General features: G+C 67.8%; 16 protein-coding genes. 12 read left to right on the top strand and 4 right to left on the bottom strand.

Translation table 11 applies throughout. From position 1 onward, the window contains the following. Positions 1-56: 56 nt before the first annotated feature. The 7 genes from E8D38_RS03260 to E8D38_RS03290 are packed head-to-tail and all read left to right on the top strand — an operon-like array spanning position 57 to position 7,224. Positions 57-701 carry an NADH-quinone oxidoreductase subunit J gene (locus E8D38_RS03260; protein ID WP_140626300.1) on the top strand — a complete coding sequence of 215 codons (645 nt, stop codon included), beginning with the start codon at positions 57-59 and terminating at the stop codon, positions 699-701. Next, positions 698-1,024 carry an NADH-quinone oxidoreductase subunit NuoK gene (nuoK, locus tag E8D38_RS03265; RefSeq protein ID WP_140626301.1) on the top strand — a complete coding sequence of 109 codons (327 nt, stop codon included), beginning with the start codon at positions 698-700 and terminating at the stop codon, positions 1,022-1,024. The genes E8D38_RS03260 and nuoK overlap by 4 nt, the downstream gene beginning before the upstream one ends. 19 nt (positions 1,025-1,043) lie before the next feature. Then, a complete protein-coding gene (gene nuoL, locus E8D38_RS03270) occupies positions 1,044-3,083 on the top strand; it encodes an NADH-quinone oxidoreductase subunit L (RefSeq protein WP_140626302.1) in 2,040 nt (679 codons plus the stop codon). Positions 3,084-3,102: 19 nt separating this feature from the next. Further along, positions 3,103-4,578, top strand: coding sequence for an NADH-quinone oxidoreductase subunit M (locus tag E8D38_RS03275; RefSeq protein WP_140626303.1), 1,476 nt, complete (start codon positions 3,103-3,105; stop codon positions 4,576-4,578). A gap of 19 nt (positions 4,579-4,597) precedes the next feature. Then, positions 4,598-6,079, top strand: coding sequence for an NADH-quinone oxidoreductase subunit NuoN (gene nuoN / locus E8D38_RS03280; protein WP_140626304.1), 1,482 nt, complete (start codon positions 4,598-4,600; stop codon positions 6,077-6,079). Positions 6,080-6,134: 55 nt separating this feature from the next. After that, positions 6,135-6,755, top strand: coding sequence for an NUDIX domain-containing protein (locus E8D38_RS03285; protein ID WP_140626305.1), 621 nt, complete (start codon positions 6,135-6,137; stop codon positions 6,753-6,755). 10 nt (positions 6,756-6,765) lie between these two features. Next, positions 6,766-7,224, top strand: coding sequence for a DUF1178 family protein (locus E8D38_RS03290; RefSeq protein ID WP_140626306.1), 459 nt, complete (start codon positions 6,766-6,768; stop codon positions 7,222-7,224). Positions 7,225-7,233: 9 nt separating this feature from the next. Here the strand turns inward: E8D38_RS03290 and E8D38_RS03295 are convergent, their stop codons facing one another. Both E8D38_RS03295 and E8D38_RS03300 read right to left on the bottom strand, forming a co-directional pair. Continuing rightward, positions 7,234-8,640, bottom strand: a complete 1,407-nt coding sequence (locus tag E8D38_RS03295) for an FAD-binding oxidoreductase (RefSeq protein WP_140626307.1) — start codon at positions 8,638-8,640, stop codon at positions 7,234-7,236. After that, the gene (locus E8D38_RS03300; RefSeq protein ID WP_425462741.1) at positions 8,637-9,038 is read right to left on the bottom strand and encodes a DUF2069 domain-containing protein; all 402 of its coding nucleotides are present in this window, start codon (positions 9,036-9,038) and stop codon (positions 8,637-8,639) included. The genes E8D38_RS03295 and E8D38_RS03300 overlap by 4 nt, the downstream gene beginning before the upstream one ends. Positions 9,039-9,048: 10 nt before the next feature. Here E8D38_RS03300 and E8D38_RS03305 point away from each other — a divergent pair, with 10 nt between their 5' ends. Further along, the gene (locus tag E8D38_RS03305) at positions 9,049-10,293 is read left to right on the top strand and encodes a YihY family inner membrane protein (RefSeq protein WP_246099335.1); all 1,245 of its coding nucleotides are present in this window, start codon (positions 9,049-9,051) and stop codon (positions 10,291-10,293) included. A gap of 98 nt (positions 10,294-10,391) precedes the next feature. On the opposite strand, the gene E8D38_RS03310 is transcribed toward E8D38_RS03305, so the two are convergent. Beyond that, the gene (locus E8D38_RS03310; protein ID WP_140626309.1) at positions 10,392-11,690 is read right to left on the bottom strand and encodes a sensor domain-containing diguanylate cyclase; all 1,299 of its coding nucleotides are present in this window, start codon (positions 11,688-11,690) and stop codon (positions 10,392-10,394) included. 122 nt (positions 11,691-11,812) lie between these two features. Then, entirely contained in the window at positions 11,813-12,412 is a 600-nt protein-coding gene (locus E8D38_RS03315; protein ID WP_140626310.1) for a helix-turn-helix domain-containing protein, read from the bottom strand. Between the two features lie 136 nt (positions 12,413-12,548). Here E8D38_RS03315 and kbl point away from each other — a divergent pair, with 136 nt between their 5' ends. The 4 genes from kbl to E8D38_RS03335 all read left to right on the top strand — a co-directional run bounded on the left by kbl (position 12,549) and on the right by E8D38_RS03335 (position 16,443). Beyond that, entirely contained in the window at positions 12,549-13,751 is a 1,203-nt protein-coding gene (gene kbl, locus E8D38_RS03320) for a glycine C-acetyltransferase (protein WP_140626311.1), read from the top strand. 2 nt (positions 13,752-13,753) lie between these two features. Beyond that, positions 13,754-14,710: an NAD-dependent epimerase/dehydratase family protein gene (locus tag E8D38_RS03325; protein ID WP_140626312.1), complete on the top strand. Its 957-nt coding sequence runs from the start codon at positions 13,754-13,756 to the stop codon at positions 14,708-14,710. 115 nt (positions 14,711-14,825) lie between these two features. Then, positions 14,826-15,182 (top strand): YciI family protein, encoded by a 357-nt coding sequence (locus E8D38_RS03330; RefSeq protein WP_140626313.1) that lies wholly within the window; start codon positions 14,826-14,828, stop codon positions 15,180-15,182. 10 nt (positions 15,183-15,192) lie between these two features. Beyond that, a complete protein-coding gene (locus E8D38_RS03335) occupies positions 15,193-16,443 on the top strand; it encodes an RNA polymerase sigma factor (protein WP_140626314.1) in 1,251 nt (416 codons plus the stop codon). Positions 16,444-16,459 lie beyond the last annotated feature (16 nt).

Here is a 16,459-nt window from a genome sequence, read left to right on the forward strand (position 1 = left end):
GCCAGCCGCAAGGCGATGGGCCGCGCTGAAGGCGCGGCCCGCTTCACGAGAACGACATGGATACCAAGACCGCGCTTTTTTTCGTCTTTTCAGCGATCCTGCTGTTCGCCTCCTTCAGGGTGATCACGGCGCGCAACCCCGTGCATGCGGCACTGTTCCTCGTGCTGGCCTTCTTCAACGCAGCCTGCGTCTGGATGCTGCTGGAGGCCGAGTTCCTTGCCATCGCCCTGGTGCTCGTCTATGTGGGCGCGGTGATGGTGCTGTTCCTGTTCGTGCTGATGATGCTCGACATCAACGTCGATGCCTTGCGGCAGGGCTTCTGGAAGCACTTCCCGGTGGCCGGTTTCGTGGGCGTGGTCATCGCCATCGAGATGGCCTGGGTGCTGATGCGCGGCTTCAACCTGCCCGAGCCCAAGGGCCTGTCGCCTGAACTGGCCAAGATGGGCAACACCAAGCTGCTGGGCATCGAGGTCTACACGCAATACCTCTATCCGCTGCAGATCGCGGCCGTGATCCTGCTGGTGGCCATCATCGCCGCCATCGCGCTCACGCTGCGCCGGCGCAAGGACTCCCGCTACATCGACCCGGCCCAGCAGGTGAAGGTCAAGAAGTCGGACCGCCTGCGCGTGCTGAACATGAAGCCCGAAGTGGCGCCGCCGCCTGCCGCGCCCGAAGCCAACAACGCAGGAGGCCAGGCATGAGCGGCATCACCCTCGGACACTACCTGTCGCTGGGCGGCATCCTGTTCGCGATGTCGGTGATCGGCATCTTCCTGAACCGCAAGAACCTGATCGTGCTGCTGATGGCGATCGAGCTGATGCTGCTGGCGGTCAACCTGAACTTCGTGGCGTTTTCTCGCTATCTCGACCCGGTCACTTCGGATCCCATGGCCGGCCAGGTCTTCGTGTTCTTCATCCTGACCGTGGCAGCCGCCGAGTCGGCCATCGGCTTGGCCATCCTGGTGGTGCTGTTCCGCAACCGCTCGACCATCAACGTCGACGAGCTCGACGCGCTCAAAGGCTGACGAGGGAGCGAACAACAACATGACTCAACTCTCCCAGAACCTGCTCGTCGCCGTGCCGGCGGCGCCGCTGGTCGGCGCCATCGTCGCGGGCCTGTTCGGCAAGGCGGTCGGCCGCCGCGGCGCGCACGCCATCACCATCCTCGGCGTGCTGGTGGCCTTCATCATCTCGGCCATGGTGCTCAAGGCCGTCGCGGTGGACGGCGCGCGCTTCAACGAAACCGTCTACGAATGGATGGTGGTGGGCGGCATCAAGATGGAGGTCGGCTTCCTCGTCGACGGCCTCACCGCCATGATGATGTGCGTGGTGACCTTCGTGTCGCTGATGGTGCACATCTACACCATCGGCTACATGGAAGAAGACCCGGGCTACCAGCGCTTCTTCTCGTACATCTCGCTGTTCACCTTCTCGATGTTGATGCTCGTGATGAGCAACAACTTCCTGCAGCTGTTCTTCGGCTGGGAGGCGGTGGGCCTGGTGTCCTACCTGCTGATCGGCTTCTGGTTCAAGCGGCCCACGGCGATCTTCGCCAACATGAAGGCCTTCCTGGTCAACCGGGTCGGCGACTTCGGCTTCATCTTGGGCATCGGCCTGATCGTGGCCTACGCGGGCACGCTCAACTACGGCGAGGCCTTCGCCAAGGGCGGCGAGCTGGCCAAGCTCAACTTCCCCGGCACGGAGTGGATGCTGATCACGGTGACCTGCATCTGCCTGTTCATCGGCGCCATGGGCAAGAGCGCGCAGTTTCCGCTGCACGTGTGGCTGCCCGACTCGATGGAAGGCCCGACGCCGATCTCCGCGCTGATCCACGCCGCCACCATGGTGACGGCCGGCATCTTCATGGTGGCGCGCATGTCGCCGCTCTTCGAGCTGTCCGACACGGCGCTGAGCTTCATCCTCGTGATCGGAGCCATCACCGCGCTGTTCATGGGCTTCCTGGGCATCATCCAGAACGACATCAAGCGGGTGGTGGCCTATTCCACGCTCTCGCAGCTGGGCTACATGACGGTGGCGCTGGGTGCCTCGGCCTACTCGGTGGCGGTGTTCCACCTGATGACGCACGCCTTCTTCAAGGCGCTGCTGTTCCTGGCCGCCGGCTCGGTGATCATCGGCATGCACCATGACCAGGACATCCGCAACATGGGCGGCCTGCGCAAGTACATGCCCATCACCTGGATCACCTCGCTGCTGGGCTCGCTCGCTTTGATCGGCACGCCGCTGTTCGCCGGCTTCTACTCGAAGGACATGATCATCGAGGCGGTGCATGCCAGCGAGCTGGCCGGCTCGGGCTTCGCCTACTTCGCGGTGATGGCGGGCGTGTTCGTCACGGCCTTCTACTCCTTCCGCATGTACTTCCTGGTGTTCCACGGCAAGGAGCGTTTCGGGCATGCCGCCGACGACCACCACCACGACCACCATGGCGATGCCGACGACGAGGAGCCGTCGGCCGACCACCACCACGGCCTGGCGCCCGGCGAGAAGCCGCACGAGTCGCCCTGGGTGGTGACCGCGCCGCTGCTGCTGCTGGCGGTGCCCTCGGTCGTGATTGGCTTCATGACCATCCAGCCCATGCTGTTCGGCGAGTTCTTCAAGGACGCGATCTTCGTCGACGCCGCCAGGCACCCGGCGATGGCCGAGCTGGCCGGGCATTTCCACGGCGCGGTGGCGATGGCCTTGCATGCCTTCACGACGCCGGTGTTCTGGCTCGCGCTGGCCGGCGTGGCGCTGTCCTACTTCTTCTACATGGTGAAGCCGGAGATCCCCGCGGCCATCAAGGCGCGCTTCGGCTTCGTGTATCGCATCCTGGAAAACAAGTACTACATGGACTGGATCAACGAGCACATCTTCGCTCCCGCCGCTCGCGGCCTGGGTCGCGGGCTGTGGAAGGGCGGCGACGTGGCCGTGATCGACGGCGTGCTGATCAACGGCTCGGCCCGCGTGGTCGGCTGGGTCGCCTCGGTCGTGCGCCTGTTCCAGTCTGGCTACATCTACCACTACGCCCTGGTCATGATCGTCGGCGTGCTGGCGCTGATGAGCTGGTTCGTCTGGCAGTACAAGTGAGCAGCGGGGACTAGAACAAATGGCTTACCTTTCCCTCGCGATCTGGCTGCCCATCGCCGTCGGCGTGCTGCTGCTGGCCATCGGCCGTGACGAACATGCGAACAACGTGCGCTGGATCGCCCTGGCCGGCGCGGTGCTGAGCTTCGTCGTCACCATTCCGCTCATCACCGGCTTCGACGCCAGCACGGCGGCGATGCAATTCACCGAAACGCTGCCCTGGATCGAGCGCTTCAACGTGCACTACCGCCTGGGCGTCGACGGCCTGTCGGTGTGGTTCGTGCTGCTCACGGCCTTCATCACCATCATCGTGGTGATCTCGGCCTGGGAGGTGATCGACACCCGCGTGAACCAGTACATGGGCGCCTTCCTCATCCTCTCCGGCCTGATGGTCGGCGTGTTCTCGGCGCTCGACGGCCTGCTGTTCTACGTGTTCTTCGAGGCCACGCTGATCCCGATGTACATCATCATCGGCATCTGGGGCGGCCCGCGGCGCGTGTATGCGGCCTTCAAGTTCTTCCTGTACACGCTGCTGGGCTCGCTGCTGATGCTCGTCGCGCTGATCTACCTGTACTACAAGTCGGGTGGCAGCTTCGACATCCTCGCCTGGCACAAGCTGCCGCTGCCCATGTCGGCGCAGACGCTGCTGTTCTTCGCCTTCTTCGCGGCCTTCGCGGTGAAGGTGCCGATGTGGCCGGTGCACACCTGGCTGCCCGATGCACACGTCGAGGCGCCGACCGGTGGCTCGGTGGTGCTGGCGGCCATCATGCTGAAGCTGGGGGCCTACGGCTTCCTGCGCTTCTCGCTGCCCATCGTGCCGGACGCCAGCAAGGAATGGGCGGCCTTCGTCATCGCCCTGTCGCTGATCGCCGTGCTCTACATCGGCCTGGTCGCGCTGGTGCAGAACGACATGAAGAAGCTGGTGGCCTATTCGTCGATCGCCCACATGGGCTTCGTGACGCTGGGCTTCTTCATCTTCAATGAGCTGGGCATCGCCGGCGGCATCGTGCAGATGATCTCGCACGGCTTCGTGTCGGGCGCCATGTTCCTGTGCATCGGCGTGCTGTACGACCGGGTGCATTCGCGCGAGATCTCGTCCTATGGCGGCGTGGTCAACACCATGCCCAAGTTCGCTGCCTTTGCCGTGCTGTTTGCCATGGCCAACTGCGGCCTGCCGGGCACCAGCGGCTTCGTCGGCGAGTGGATGGTGATCCTGGGCACGGTGCAGGCCAACTTCTGGCTGGCTGCCCTGGCGGCCACGACGCTGATCTTCGGCGCGGCCTACACCCTGTGGATGGTCAAGCGGGTCTACTTCGGCGACGTCGCCAATGAAGACGTCCGCACGCTGTCCGACATCAACAAGCGCGAGTTCTTCATGATGGCGCTGCTGGCAGCGGCCGTGCTGTGGATGGGCGTGTACCCCAAGCCCGTCACCGACGTGATGCAGACGTCGGTCGCCGAGCTGATCAAGCACGTGGGCATCTCGAAGCTCAATTGAGGAACTGGGGCCGAACGACATGACTGAAATGAACTGGCTCGCGGTCTATCCCGAGATCCTGCTGTTGGCGATGGCCTGCGTGATCGCGGTCGTCGACCTGTTCGTCGCCTCCGAGCGGCGCACGCCGACCTACGTGCTCAGTCTGCTGACGCTGGTGGCAGTGGCGGTGATGCACCTGGCCTACTTCCAGGGCGGCTTCACGCTCTACGCGATGCAGGGCATGGTGGTGTCCGACCCGATGGGGCACCTGCTGGCCTTCTTCGCCACGCTGGCTGTGCTGGTCACGCTCGTGTACTCGCGCTACTACGCCGCCGACCGCGACATCCTCAAGGGCGAGCTGTTCACGCTCAGCCTGTTCTCGCTGCTGGGCATCTCGGTCATGGTGTCGGGCAACAACTTCCTGGTCATCTACCTCGGCCTGGAGCTGATGTCGCTGTCGCTGTATGCGCTCGTCGGCCTGCGCCGCGACCACACCGAGTCCACCGAAGCCGCGATGAAGTACTTCGTGCTGGGCGCGCTCGCCAGCGGCTTCCTGCTCTACGGCCTGTCGATGATGTACGGCGCCACCGGCTCGCTCGACCTGCCGGAGGTCTTCAAGGCCATCGGCACGGGCCAGATCAATACCCAGGTGCTGGTGTTCGGCGTGGTGTTCGTGGTGGCCGGCCTGGCCTTCAAGCTGGGCGCGGTGCCGTTCCACATGTGGATCCCCGACGTCTACCAGGGCTCGCCCACGGCGGTGACGCTGCTCATCGCGGGCGCACCCAAGATCGCCGCCTTCGCCATCGTGATCCGCCTGCTGGTGGAAGGCATGCTGGGCCTCGCGGTCGACTGGCAGCAGATGCTGGTGGTGCTGTCGGTCGCGTCGCTGGTGGTGGGCAACCTCGCCGCCATCGCCCAGACCAACCTGAAGCGCATGCTGGCCTACTCGACCATCGCGCAGATGGGCTTCATGCTGCTGGGACTCACCTCGGGCGTGGTCACCGGCAACACGCTGTCGGCGGCCAACTCGTACAGCTCGGCGATGTTCTACGTCATCACCTACGTGCTGACGACGCTGGGCACCTTCGGCACCATCATGCTGCTCGCCCGCAAGGGCTTCGAAGCCGAGGAGATCGACGACCTCAAGGGCCTCAACCAGCGCAGCCCGCTGATCGCGGGCGTGATGGCGGTGTTCATGTTCTCGCTGGCAGGCATCCCCCCGACGGTGGGCTTCCACGCCAAGCTGGCGGTGCTGCAGGCGCTCGTGTCCACCAACGTGGCCGGCTATGTGTGGCTGGCCGTGGTGGCGGTGCTGCTGTCGCTGATCGGCGCCTTCTACTACCTGCGGGTCGTCAAGGTGATGTACTTCGACGAGGCATCCGACACCTCGGTGATCCCGTCGGCCGGTGGCGCCCGCGCGCTGCTGTCGCTCAACGGCGCGGCCGTCCTGGTGTTCGGCGTCCTGCCGGGCGGCCTGATGACGATGTGCGCCTACGCGATCCAGAAATCGCTCGCCAGCTGAGTCCGGCGAGCGTTGGCGTGGCCCTTGCTTGCCACGCCGCCAGAGAGGCAGGCGCATGACGCAAGAACACCCGGACAACAAGGACGGCGACGGCCACCTGCGCGAGACGCAGGTCAGCAGCCAGCAGGCCTGGCGCGGGGGCTTCCTCGATGTGCGGCGCGACATGGTGCGCCTGCCCAATGGCCGTGAAGCCGCCCGCGAGTACATCGTCCACCCCGGAGCGGTGGTCATCATCCCGCTGCTTGACGACGGCCGGCTGGTGGTCGAGCGCCAGTTCCGCTACCCGCTGCAGCGCAGCTTCATCGAGTTCCCCGCGGGCAAGATCGACCCGGGCGAAGACACGCTGAACTGCGCGCGCCGCGAACTCGCCGAGGAAACCGGCTACCACGCGGCCGAATGGGCCCGTGCGGGGGTGCTGCACAACGCCATCGCCTACTCGACCGAAGGCATCGAGATCTGGTTCGCCCGCGGCCTCACGGCCGGCGAGCGGTCGCTCGACGACGGCGAATTCCTCGACGTGTTCGCCTTGTCGGCCAACGAGCTGGAAGCCATGGCCGCCCGCGGTGAACTCACCGATGCCAAGACCCTGATCGGCCTGCTGTGGCTGCGCCAATGGCGCGCCGGCCATTGGGACTTGTCCTGGCAGCCGGTTCCGCCGGTTACACCCGCCGGATAATGACCGCACGATGAAGGTCCTCAACCTCCAGTGCAGTCACGGCCACGGCTTCGAAGGCTGGTTCGGCTCAGAAGACGACTACCAGTCCCAGCTCGAACGCGGCCTGGTCGAATGCCCGCTGTGCGCCGACAAGGCGGTCACCCGCCTGCCCAGCGCCCCGCGCCTCAACCTGTCGGGCTCGCGCGAAGAAGTGATGGTGGTGCCGTCTTCCGGCCGGCCTGTGGCGCCCACGCCCGAGCAGGCCAGCGTCGAGGCCTTGTGGCTGGGGGCGGTGCGCCACGTGATGGCCAACACCGAAGACGTGGGTGAACGTTTCGCCGAAGAGGCGCGCCGCATTCACTACGGCGAAACCGAACACCGCGGCATCCGCGGGCGTGCGTCCACCGAAGATGCGCAGGCCCTGCGCGACGAGGGCATCGAGGTGATGGCGCTGCCGCTGCCGGCAGCCCTCAAGGGCCCGACCCAGTAAGGGGCGGCTTCAGAGCACCCGGCCCGGGTTGAGCCGGTTCTCCGGGTCGAGCGCCCGCTTGATCGAACGCATCAGCCCCAGCGCGACCGCCGGCTTGCGCCGGGCCAGTTCGTCGCGCTTGAGTGCGCCGATGCCGTGCTCGGCCGAGATCGAGCCGCCATGGGCGAGCACCGCGTCGTACACGAGCGCATTCACCGAGGCCTCGTGCGCGGCCAGGAACTCGTCGGCCACCACACCTTCGGGCGCCTGCACGTTGTAGTGCAGGTTGCCGTCGCCCAGGTGCCCGAAGTTGACCAGCCGCACGCCGGCAAAGGCCGTGCGCAGCGCGGCATCGGTGCTGGCCACGAAGGCCGGGATGCGCGAAACGGGCAGGGCGATGTCGTGCTTGATGTTGAGCCCTTCCTCGGCCTGCGCCAGCGGGATGGACTCGCGCAGGTGCCACAGCGCCTGCGACTGCGCCCGGCTTTCGGCCACCGCCGCATCGGTGATCACGCCGGCCTCGAGTGCCGCCTCGAGCAGCGCCTCGAAACCCTCGCGCGCATGAGCCTCGCTTTCGGTGTCCGACTGTTCGAGCAGCACCATCCACGGGCTCGGCCCCAGCGGCCGCGGCAGGTGCGGGAAGTGCTTTTCCACCAGCGACAGCGCAAAGCGCTCCATCACCTCGAAGCCGGTGAGCCCGGCGCCCAGACGGGCCTGCGCCAGCTGCAGCAGCGCCACGCAGGCCTCGAGGCTCGGGCAGGCGGCCAGTGCGGTGCCGGCCGCCGCCGGCTGCGGATACAGCTTCAGCGTGGCCGCGGTGATGATGCCCAGCGTGCCCTCGCTGCCGATGAAGATGTTGCGCAGGTCGTAGCCTGTGTTGTCCTTGCGCAGGCCCGACAGGCCGTCCCAGACCTCGCCGGCGGCTGTCACCACCTCGAGCCCGAGGCACAGCTCGCGTGCATTGCCGTAGCGCAGCACCTGCGTACCGCCGGCGTTGGTGGCGAGGTTGCCGCCGATGGTGCAGCTGCCCTCGGCCGCCAGGCTCAGCGGGAACAGCAGGCCTTCGGCCGCGGCGGCTTCCTGCACCGCCTGCAGCACGCAGCCGGCTTCGACCGTCATGGTGAGGTTGGCCGCGTCGACCTGGCGCACCCGGTTCATCCGGCCCAGGCTCAGCAGCACCTGAGTGCCGCTGCCGTCGGGCACCGAGCCGCCCACCAGCCCGGTGTTGCCGCCCTGCGGCACGAGGCTCGCGCCGTGCACTGCACACGCCTTCACCACGGCCGCCACTTCGGCGGCACTCCCCGGCCTCACCACCGCCGCGGCCTTGCCGCGGTAGCGCTTGCGCCAGTCGAGCTCGTAGGCAGACAGATCGCCATCGGTCAGCACCTGGGCCGGACCCAGGGCGTCGCGCAGCGCGTTCAGGAGCGTGTGATTCATCCTTGTGCCTCGGCAGCAGTGGCGGCAGGGGGCGCGTTCTTGAGGCGCCAGCGCACGTGCAGCGCGCAGGCGGTGAAGAGCAGCAGGCACAGCAGCACTTCCAGCGCGGCCAGCGCGGCGCTGAAGCCGTCCGGGTCGCTGGTGGCCCGCACCACGCCCTCGGTGAAGTAGAGCCACACCAGCAGGCTGACCCAGCGGTAGGTGTACATGCGCTGCTTCAGCAGCCCGGCGAGCGGCAGGGCCAGCGGCAGCACTTTCAAGGCCCACCATGAGCCGCCCGGGCGCAGGGGCGCAAGCCACAGCTCCCATGCGAGGCCCAGCGCGATCAGCGCAAGCAGGCTGCCCACCGCGAGTGCGCGGGTGGTGTCGACGAAGGTCCAGCGAGTCATGGCTGGCATCATAGTGACCATGAATCTCCCGAACGTTTCCCAGGCATTGAAGCGCCCGTTGCGCGAGCGGTTCGCAGAACTCGTGCAGACGCTGCAGACCTGGCCATGGCTCGACACGCTGAAGACGCTGCGCCAGCGCTTCCGGGAGGACCGCCTGGGCCTCACCGCCAGCAGCCTCACCTTCACCACCACCATCGCGCTGGTGCCGCTGGCCACGGTCACGCTCGCCGTGTTCACCGCCTTCCCGATGTTCCGCAGCTTCCAGGTGGCGCTCGAGAAGTACTTCATCCAGAGCCTGGTGCCCGACAGCATCGCCAAGCCGGTGCTGGCGGCACTCACGCAGTTCGCCACCAAGGCCAACCGGCTGGGCGCGGTGGGCCTCATCGTGCTGGTGTTCACCGCCTTGGCGCTCATGCTCACCATCGACCGCACCCTCAACGCCATCTGGCGCGTGCGCAAGCCGCGGCCGATCGCGCAACGGGTGCTGGTGTACTGGGCGGCGGCGACCCTCGGGCCGCTGCTGCTCGGGGTGAGCCTGAGCATGACCTCTTATGCGATCTCGGCGTCGCGCGGCTTCGTGTCCGACATGCCGGGCGGTGTGAGCCTGCTGCTCAACATCATCGAGTTCCTGCTGCTGGCCTTCGGCATGGCGGGGCTGTTCAAGTACGTGCCGAACGTGCACGTGCGCTGGTCGCATGCGATGGCCGGCGGCTTTTTCGTGTCGGCCGGCTTCGAGCTGGCCAAGAAGGGGCTGGCCTGGTACCTGAGCAATGTGCCGACCTACACCACGCTGTACGGCGCGTTTGCCACCGTGCCGATCTTCCTGGTCTGGCTCTACCTCGGCTGGGTGATCGTGCTGCTGGGCGCGGTGATCGCAGCCTATGCGCCGAGCCTGCAGATGCGGGTGGTGCGCCGGCCGAACACGGCCGGCCATCGCTTCGAGCTGGCGGTGATGCTGCTGCGCGAGCTGTTCAAGGCGCGCAGCGTGGGCACGCACGGGCTGAGTGCGGCACACCTGTCGGAGACGCTGCGCACCGACCCGCTGCAGATCGAGCCCATCCTCGAAGCACTGGTCGAGCTCGACTGGGTCGGCCGGCTCGACGAGGAGGGGGCCGCCCGCTTCGTGCTGCTGTGCGACCCGGCCAGCACCCCGGCGAAAGGCCTGATCGGCCGCCTGCTGCTGGACCCGACGCCAGTGGTGCGCGGCTTCTGGCAGCGCGCAAGCTTCCAGGACCTCACGGTCAGGGACCTTCTCGAACAGTGACCAGTGACCAGTGACTTGGGATCAGTGACTTGGGATCAGTGACTTGGGATCAGTGACTGGTCACCAGTCACCAGTCACCAGTCACCAGTCACCAGTCACTACCCAGCGGCGCTGACGCCCAGGGGGGTGACCTCGCCGCGGCAGTGCACTGCGCGGTTCTTGCCCAGCCGCTTGGCGGCGTACATCGCGTCGTCGGCGCGCTGCAGCAGCTTGTGCGGGTTCTGCGCGTCTTCCGGCGCGAGCGCGTAGCCGATGCTGGCGGTGACCCGGTGGCTGGGCGGCAGGTCCGCAACGCTTTGCACCAGCGCTTTCAGCAGGTGCACCGCCAGTGCGCGGGCGCCGGCGGCGTCTCGCACATGGGCCAGCACCAGGAACTCATCGCCGCCGAAACGGCCCACGGCGTCGTCGGCGCGCACCGCCGCCTGCAAGGCAGTGGCCACCCGCACCAGCAGCGCGTCGCCTTCGCGGTGCCCCAGCGCGTCATTCACGGCCTTGAAGCCGTCGAGGTCCACGAAGAACAGCGCCACCGGCGACACCGCAGCATCGGCCAGTGCAGCGTCGATGCGGTCCATGATGGTGCGCCGGCTCAGCACGTCGGTCACGGCGTCCCGCTCGACGCTGCGGCGCAGGCCTTCCTGCGCAATGGTGAGTTCGTGCACGTCCATCGTGACCGTGTACAGGCCCATCACGTTGCCGTCGTCGTCGAAGTCGGGCACGTAACTGGTGCGCAGCCAGCGCGGGCCCTGCTCCGGCAGGTCGACCAGGCGGGTGTACTGCACCGGCTGCCCCGACACCGCCCGCTCGAAGTAGGGCTGGTGCTCGGCCCAGCGCCTCGGGCCGCGGATCAGGCCGATGTGCTGCCCGATCAGCTGCTCCGGCGGCATGCCGGTGGCCGCGCAGTAGGCCTTGTTGACGAAGCGGATCACGAAGCCGCAGTCCACATAGGTGAGCGGGTACGGGATGTTCTCGGTGAAGCGGTCGAGCCGGCGGCGTGCGGCTTCGAGCGCTTCGCGCTGCACCCGGTAGTCATGCACGTCGAAGGCGATGGTGTAGACCGCATCGACCCGGCCGTGGGGGTCGATGTCGGGAAACACCTGCACCCGGGCCCAGCGCGGCGGGCCGGCCAGGTGGGTGAGTTCGCGGTCATAGTGGGTCGTGCGCCCGGCGAAGGCCTCGGCAAAGGCGCCACGGGCGGCCTGCCATGCCGAGTCGCCGTAGATGGCAGCCAGGCTCTGTCCGATGAGCTCCTCGCGCGGCCGCCGCGCCCACCCCAGGTAGGGGCGGTTGCAGTAGCTGAGCACCGCGTCGCCGTCGTCCGGCACCCGCGCCCAGCGGCCGATCGGCAGATCGATGGCATCGACGAGCCGTTCGATGTGGGAAAGACGCGGATCCTGCATGACAGCCAGAAACAGATCGTTGCGAATGATCGGCCTGCGCCGGCCGCTGTGGCATAGGGACGACCCCGAGGCCGATGATGCTGCGGCGCGGTGACAACGCTGCGGCAGGCGCTTCAGGGGCTTCAGGCGCTGTGCAGCACCACAAGCAAGGCGCTGGCCACCGTCTTGCCGGCGTTGCGGATGGCGTGCGGCATGTCGACCGCATAGCGGGCGGTTTCGCCGTGCTTGAGGCGCTGGGTCGCGTCGCCGGCGGTGACCTCCAGCGTGCCGGACAGCACGCTCAGGTGTTCACGCGATCCAGGCTCATGCGGCTGCGACTCGAGCGCGCCGCCCGGCTGGACCGTGAGTTCGTACCACTCGAACTGCCCGGCCAGCTCCACCGGCCCCAGGATGCGCAGCTCGCAGCGCTGGTCGGGCGTGCGCAAGGCAGGCGTGGCATGTGCCGGTACGGTCACGATGGTCGGCGGCGCCGGCTCGCCGGTGCCCAGGAGCTCGGCCAGCGGCACTTCCAGGGCATTGGCCAGCCTCCAGACGACGGCCACCGTCGGGTTGGCCTGGTTGCGCTCGATCTGCGACAGCATGGACTTGGACACCCCGGCGCGGCGCGACAGCTCGTCCATCGACAGGTGCTCCGCCTGCCGCAGCGCCTGGATGCGTTCGCCCACCCGTGGCGGGTGCGCGGGGTTGGGTGGGGCGGCGGCGGGCTTGGGCTTGGTGGCCATGGGTTGACTTGATCGAATGATGTCGCTGATACTGCACACGAGTTCGATATATCGAACATCGTTCGGCAAATGAGGTCTTGTCGAACGCGAACGCAGTGTGCCCTACCGGGCTCCAACCACAAAGCTTGCAGCAGCCATGAGCACAGACTCTTTCTACGAACACCTGCGCGGCGAACTCGCCGGCATCGAAACGGCGGGCCTGTACAAGCGGGAACGGGTGATCACCACGCCGCAGGGCGCCGTGGTCAGGACCGCCGAAGGCCGCGAAGTCATCAACCTGTGCGCCAACAACTACCTGGGCCTGTCGTCCCACCCCAAGGTGATCGAGGCGGCGCACGAGGCGCTGCGCACGCACGGCTATGGCCTGAGTTCGGTGCGCTTCATCTGCGGCACGCAGGACATCCACAAGGATCTCGAGGCGCGGCTCGCACGCTTCCTGGGCACCGAAGAGACCATCCTCTATGCCGCGGCGTTCGACGCCAACGGCGGCCTGTTCGAGCCGCTGCTGGGCGAGCACGACGCGGTGATCAGCGACGCGCTGAACCACGCCTCCATCATCGACGGCATCCGCCTGTGCAAGGCGAAGCGCTACCGCTACGCCCACAACGACCTCGAAGACCTGGAGCGCCAGCTGCGCGACGCGCGTGCGGCCGGCGCGAGGTTCGTCCTCGTGTTCACCGACGGCGCGTTCTCGATGGACGGCACCATCGCCCAGCTCGACAGGATGCGCGAGATCTGCGACCGCCATGACGCACTGCTGGGCATTGACGAATGCCACGCTAGCGGCTTCCTCGGCAAGACCGGCCGCGGCACGCACGAATACCGGGGCGTCTTCGGGAAGATCGACATCATCACCGGCACCCTGGGCAAGGCCCTGGGCGGCGCCAGCGGCGGCTTCACCAGCGGCCGGCGCGAAGTGATCGAGCTGCTGCGTCAGCGCTCGCGGCCCTACCTGTTCTCGAACACGCTGGCGCCGACCATCGCGGGCGCGTCGCTTGCCGTGCTGGACCTGCTGGAAGGCTCCACCGCGCTGCGCGACAAGCTCGAAGCCAACACCCGCTATTTCCGCGAAGCCATCACCGCGGCCGGCTTCGACATCAAGCCCGGCGAACACCCGATCGTGCCGATCATGGTCTACGACGCGAAGAAGGCCCAGGCCCTGAGCGCCCGCCTGCTGGAGCTGGGCGTGTATGCCATCGGCTTCTTCTACCCGGTGGTGCCGCAGGGCCAGGCGCGCATCCGCGTGCAGCTGTCGGCGGTGCATGAGCGCGAGCACCTCGAACGCGCGGTCGCTGCCTTCAGCCAGGCCGGGCGCGAACTCGAACTGATCCGGGGCTGAACATGAACAAGCACACCAGGATCCTCATCATCGGCGCCAACGGGCAGATCGGCAGCGAACTGGCAGAGGCCTTGATGGAGCGGCATGGCCGGCAGGCGGTCGTCGCCTCCGACATCGCCGACACCGGCCGCCTGCCCGATGCCGGCTACGAAAAGCTCGACGTGCTCGACCGCGACGCGCTCGCGGCGATCGTCAGGCGCCACGACATCACGCAGATCTACCACCTGGCCGCCGCGCTGTCGGCCCGGGGCGAGCAGAACCCGGTGTGGGCCTGGGACCTCAACATGCGGGGCCTGCTCAACGTGCTGGAAGTGGCGCGCGAGTTCAAGCTCGATCGCATCTTCTGGCCCAGCTCCATCGCGGCCTTCGGCCCCGGCACGCCGGCCGACCCGGCGCCGCAGCACACGGTCATGGACCCGGGCACGGTGTACGGCATCTCCAAGCTGGCGGGCGAGCGCTGGTGCGCCTGGTACCACGCGAAGCACGGGGTGGACGTGCGCAGCCTGCGCTACCCCGGGCTCATCAGCTACAAGACACCGCCGGGCGGCGGCACCACCGACTATGCGATCGAGATCTTCCATGCGGCGCGGGCGAGCGGCCGCTACGAGTGCTTCCTCGCGGCCGACACGCGGCTGCCGATGATGTACATGCCCGATGCGCTGCGCGCCACCATCGAGCTGATGGAAGCGCCTGCCGAACGCATCCGCGAGCGCGGCTCCTACAACCTCGCCGGCGTGAGCTTCACGCCGGCCGAGATCGCCGCGGCGATCTCGCGGCGCGTGCCCGGCTTTGCGGTCAGCTACGCGCCCGACTTCCGCCAGGGCATCGCCGACACCTGGCCCAGGTCCATCGACGACGGCGCGGCGCGCCATGACTGGGGCTGGATGCCGCAGTTTGGGCTCGACTCGATGGTCGAGGACATGCTCAACCACATCCAGTCGCACCGCCTCGCAGCCTGAGCGCGCCTGGCGCGCTCTTTCGATGGCGGCCTGCTGTCGAAATCGGCCTTCGTCGTGCGACATTGTCCAGGCGCGGCATGTTGCCCCGCCGTCACACGACCAAGGAGCGCTCCAGATGGAATACATGCTGCTGATCTATTCCGACCCGTCGGGCTTCGAAAGGCTGGGCGAATCGCAGGTGAAGGAGGCGCTGGCCGCCTACGGCGCCTACCACGAGGCGCTGCAGAAGGCGGGCGTCTTTCGCGGCAGCCACCGGCTGCGCCCGCCGCAGACGGCCACCACGGTGCGGCTGCAATCCGGCAAGAGCGAGGTGCTCAACGGCCCTTATGCCGACACCCGGGAGCAGCTGGGCGGCTATTTCCTGGTCGACGTGCCCGACCTGGACGCAGCCCTGTCATGGGCAGCGCGCTGCCCCGGCGCGAGCCACGGCATCGTCGAAGTGCGCCCGATCTGGCCGATGGGCCAGGCCTGAGCTTGCTGCAATGCAGGAACCGCCGCCCGGCGTCGCAGCGCTTGCCGCCGAGACGGCAGCGCGAGACAGCTACGGCAAGCTGATCGCGTTTCTGGCGGCCCGCACGCGCGACGTGGCGGGCGCCGAGGACGCGCTGTCCGAAGCCTTTGCCGCCGCGCTGGCCGAATGGCCGCGTGGCGGCGTGCCGCGTTCGCCCGAAGCCTGGCTGCTCACTGTGGCGCGCCGCCGCATGGTCGACGCCGTGCGGCTGAGGCTGCGCGGCGACGCTGCGAGCGAGCAGCTGCAGCTGCTCGGTGAGCTCCGCGAGGGCGACGACGACGAGACCTCGGTGCCCGATCGCCGCCTGGGCCTGCTCTTCGCCTGCGCCCACCCGGGCATCGAGCGCGATGTGCGCGCCCCGCTGATGCTGCAGGTCGTGCTGGGCTTCGATGCGGCCACCATCGCCTCGGCCTTCCTGGTGGCTCCGGCCACGATGGGGCAGCGGCTCTCGCGCGCCAAGGCAAAGATCCGGCAGGCCGGCATACCGTTCGAGGTGCCCGGGCGCGCGGCATGGAGCCAACGGCTCGATGCGGTGCTGGAGGCCATCTACGCCGCCTATGCCGAAGGCTGGTCGGACCCGCTCGGGACCGATGCCCATCGGCGCAACCTGGCCGATGAAGCCATCTGGCTCAGCAGGCTGGTCGCGAGCCTGCTGCCCGACGACGGCGAGGCGCTTGGGCTGCTGGCCCTGATGCTGCATGCTCATGCCCGCCGCCTTGCCCGGCGCAGCGCCACTGGCGAATACGTGCCGCTGGCCGAGCAGGATCCGGCGTTGTGGGACGCCGGCCTGGTCGACGAGGCGGAGGCGCTGCTGTTGCGGGCCAATCGCTGTGATGGCGTCGGCCGCTATCGGCTCGAGGCGGCGGTGCAGTCGGCGCATGCGGTGCGGCGCCGCACCGGCAGCAGCGACTGGGCCGCGATCGAGCAGCTGTATGCCGCCTTGTGTTCGCTCACCGGCTCTCCGGTGGCGGCGCTCAACCACGCGGTGGCGCTGGCCCGCACGCGGGGTGCCACGGCGGGTCTGGCTGCACTCGATGCGCTGGCAGCCGACCCGCGGCTGCGCGATTACCAGCCCTACTGGGCCGCGCGGGCCGAACTGCTGGCGCGTTGCGGTGAGGCCGGCGCAGCTGCCAAGGCCTACCGGCGTGCGATCGGGCTCGAAAGCGACCCGGCGGTGCGGCGCTTCCTGCAGCAGCGCGAGGCAGCGCTGGGCTGCGCCTGAAAGCCTCGGCCCGAAG

The sequence above is a fragment of the Methylibium rhizosphaerae genome, from assembly GCF_006386545.1.
Taxonomy (GTDB): Bacteria; Pseudomonadota; Gammaproteobacteria; order Burkholderiales; family Burkholderiaceae_C; genus Pseudorivibacter; species Pseudorivibacter rhizosphaerae.

What these genes read in the sequence shown, in the direction of transcription:
- E8D38_RS03285 (WP_140626305.1), top strand. Translation starts at nt 6,135, where the DNA reads ATGACGCAAGAACACCCGGACAACAAGGACGGCGACGGCCACCTGCGC.
- nuoN (WP_140626304.1), top strand. Translation starts at nt 4,598, where the DNA reads ATGACTGAAATGAACTGGCTCGCGGTCTATCCCGAGATCCTGCTGTTG.
- nuoL (WP_140626302.1), top strand. Translation starts at nt 1,044, where the DNA reads ATGACTCAACTCTCCCAGAACCTGCTCGTCGCCGTGCCGGCGGCGCCG.
- E8D38_RS03290 (WP_140626306.1), top strand. Translation starts at nt 6,766, where the DNA reads ATGAAGGTCCTCAACCTCCAGTGCAGTCACGGCCACGGCTTCGAAGGC.
- E8D38_RS03325 (WP_140626312.1), top strand. Translation starts at nt 13,754, where the DNA reads ATGAACAAGCACACCAGGATCCTCATCATCGGCGCCAACGGGCAGATC.
- E8D38_RS03310 (WP_140626309.1), bottom strand. Translation starts at nt 11,690, where the DNA reads ATGCAGGATCCGCGTCTTTCCCACATCGAACGGCTCGTCGATGCCATC.
- E8D38_RS03315 (WP_140626310.1), bottom strand. Translation starts at nt 12,412, where the DNA reads ATGGCCACCAAGCCCAAGCCCGCCGCCGCCCCACCCAACCCCGCGCAC.
- kbl (WP_140626311.1), top strand. Translation starts at nt 12,549, where the DNA reads ATGAGCACAGACTCTTTCTACGAACACCTGCGCGGCGAACTCGCCGGC.
- nuoK (WP_140626301.1), top strand. Translation starts at nt 698, where the DNA reads ATGAGCGGCATCACCCTCGGACACTACCTGTCGCTGGGCGGCATCCTG.
- E8D38_RS03300 (WP_425462741.1), bottom strand. Translation starts at nt 9,038, where the DNA reads ATGCCAGCCATGACTCGCTGGACCTTCGTCGACACCACCCGCGCACTC.
- E8D38_RS03335 (WP_140626314.1), top strand. Translation starts at nt 15,193, where the DNA reads ATGCAGGAACCGCCGCCCGGCGTCGCAGCGCTTGCCGCCGAGACGGCA.
- E8D38_RS03330 (WP_140626313.1), top strand. Translation starts at nt 14,826, where the DNA reads ATGGAATACATGCTGCTGATCTATTCCGACCCGTCGGGCTTCGAAAGG.
- E8D38_RS03305 (WP_246099335.1), top strand. Translation starts at nt 9,049, where the DNA reads ATGAATCTCCCGAACGTTTCCCAGGCATTGAAGCGCCCGTTGCGCGAG.
- E8D38_RS03260 (WP_140626300.1), top strand. Translation starts at nt 57, where the DNA reads ATGGATACCAAGACCGCGCTTTTTTTCGTCTTTTCAGCGATCCTGCTG.
- E8D38_RS03295 (WP_140626307.1), bottom strand. Translation starts at nt 8,640, where the DNA reads ATGAATCACACGCTCCTGAACGCGCTGCGCGACGCCCTGGGTCCGGCC.
- E8D38_RS03275 (WP_140626303.1), top strand. Translation starts at nt 3,103, where the DNA reads ATGGCTTACCTTTCCCTCGCGATCTGGCTGCCCATCGCCGTCGGCGTG.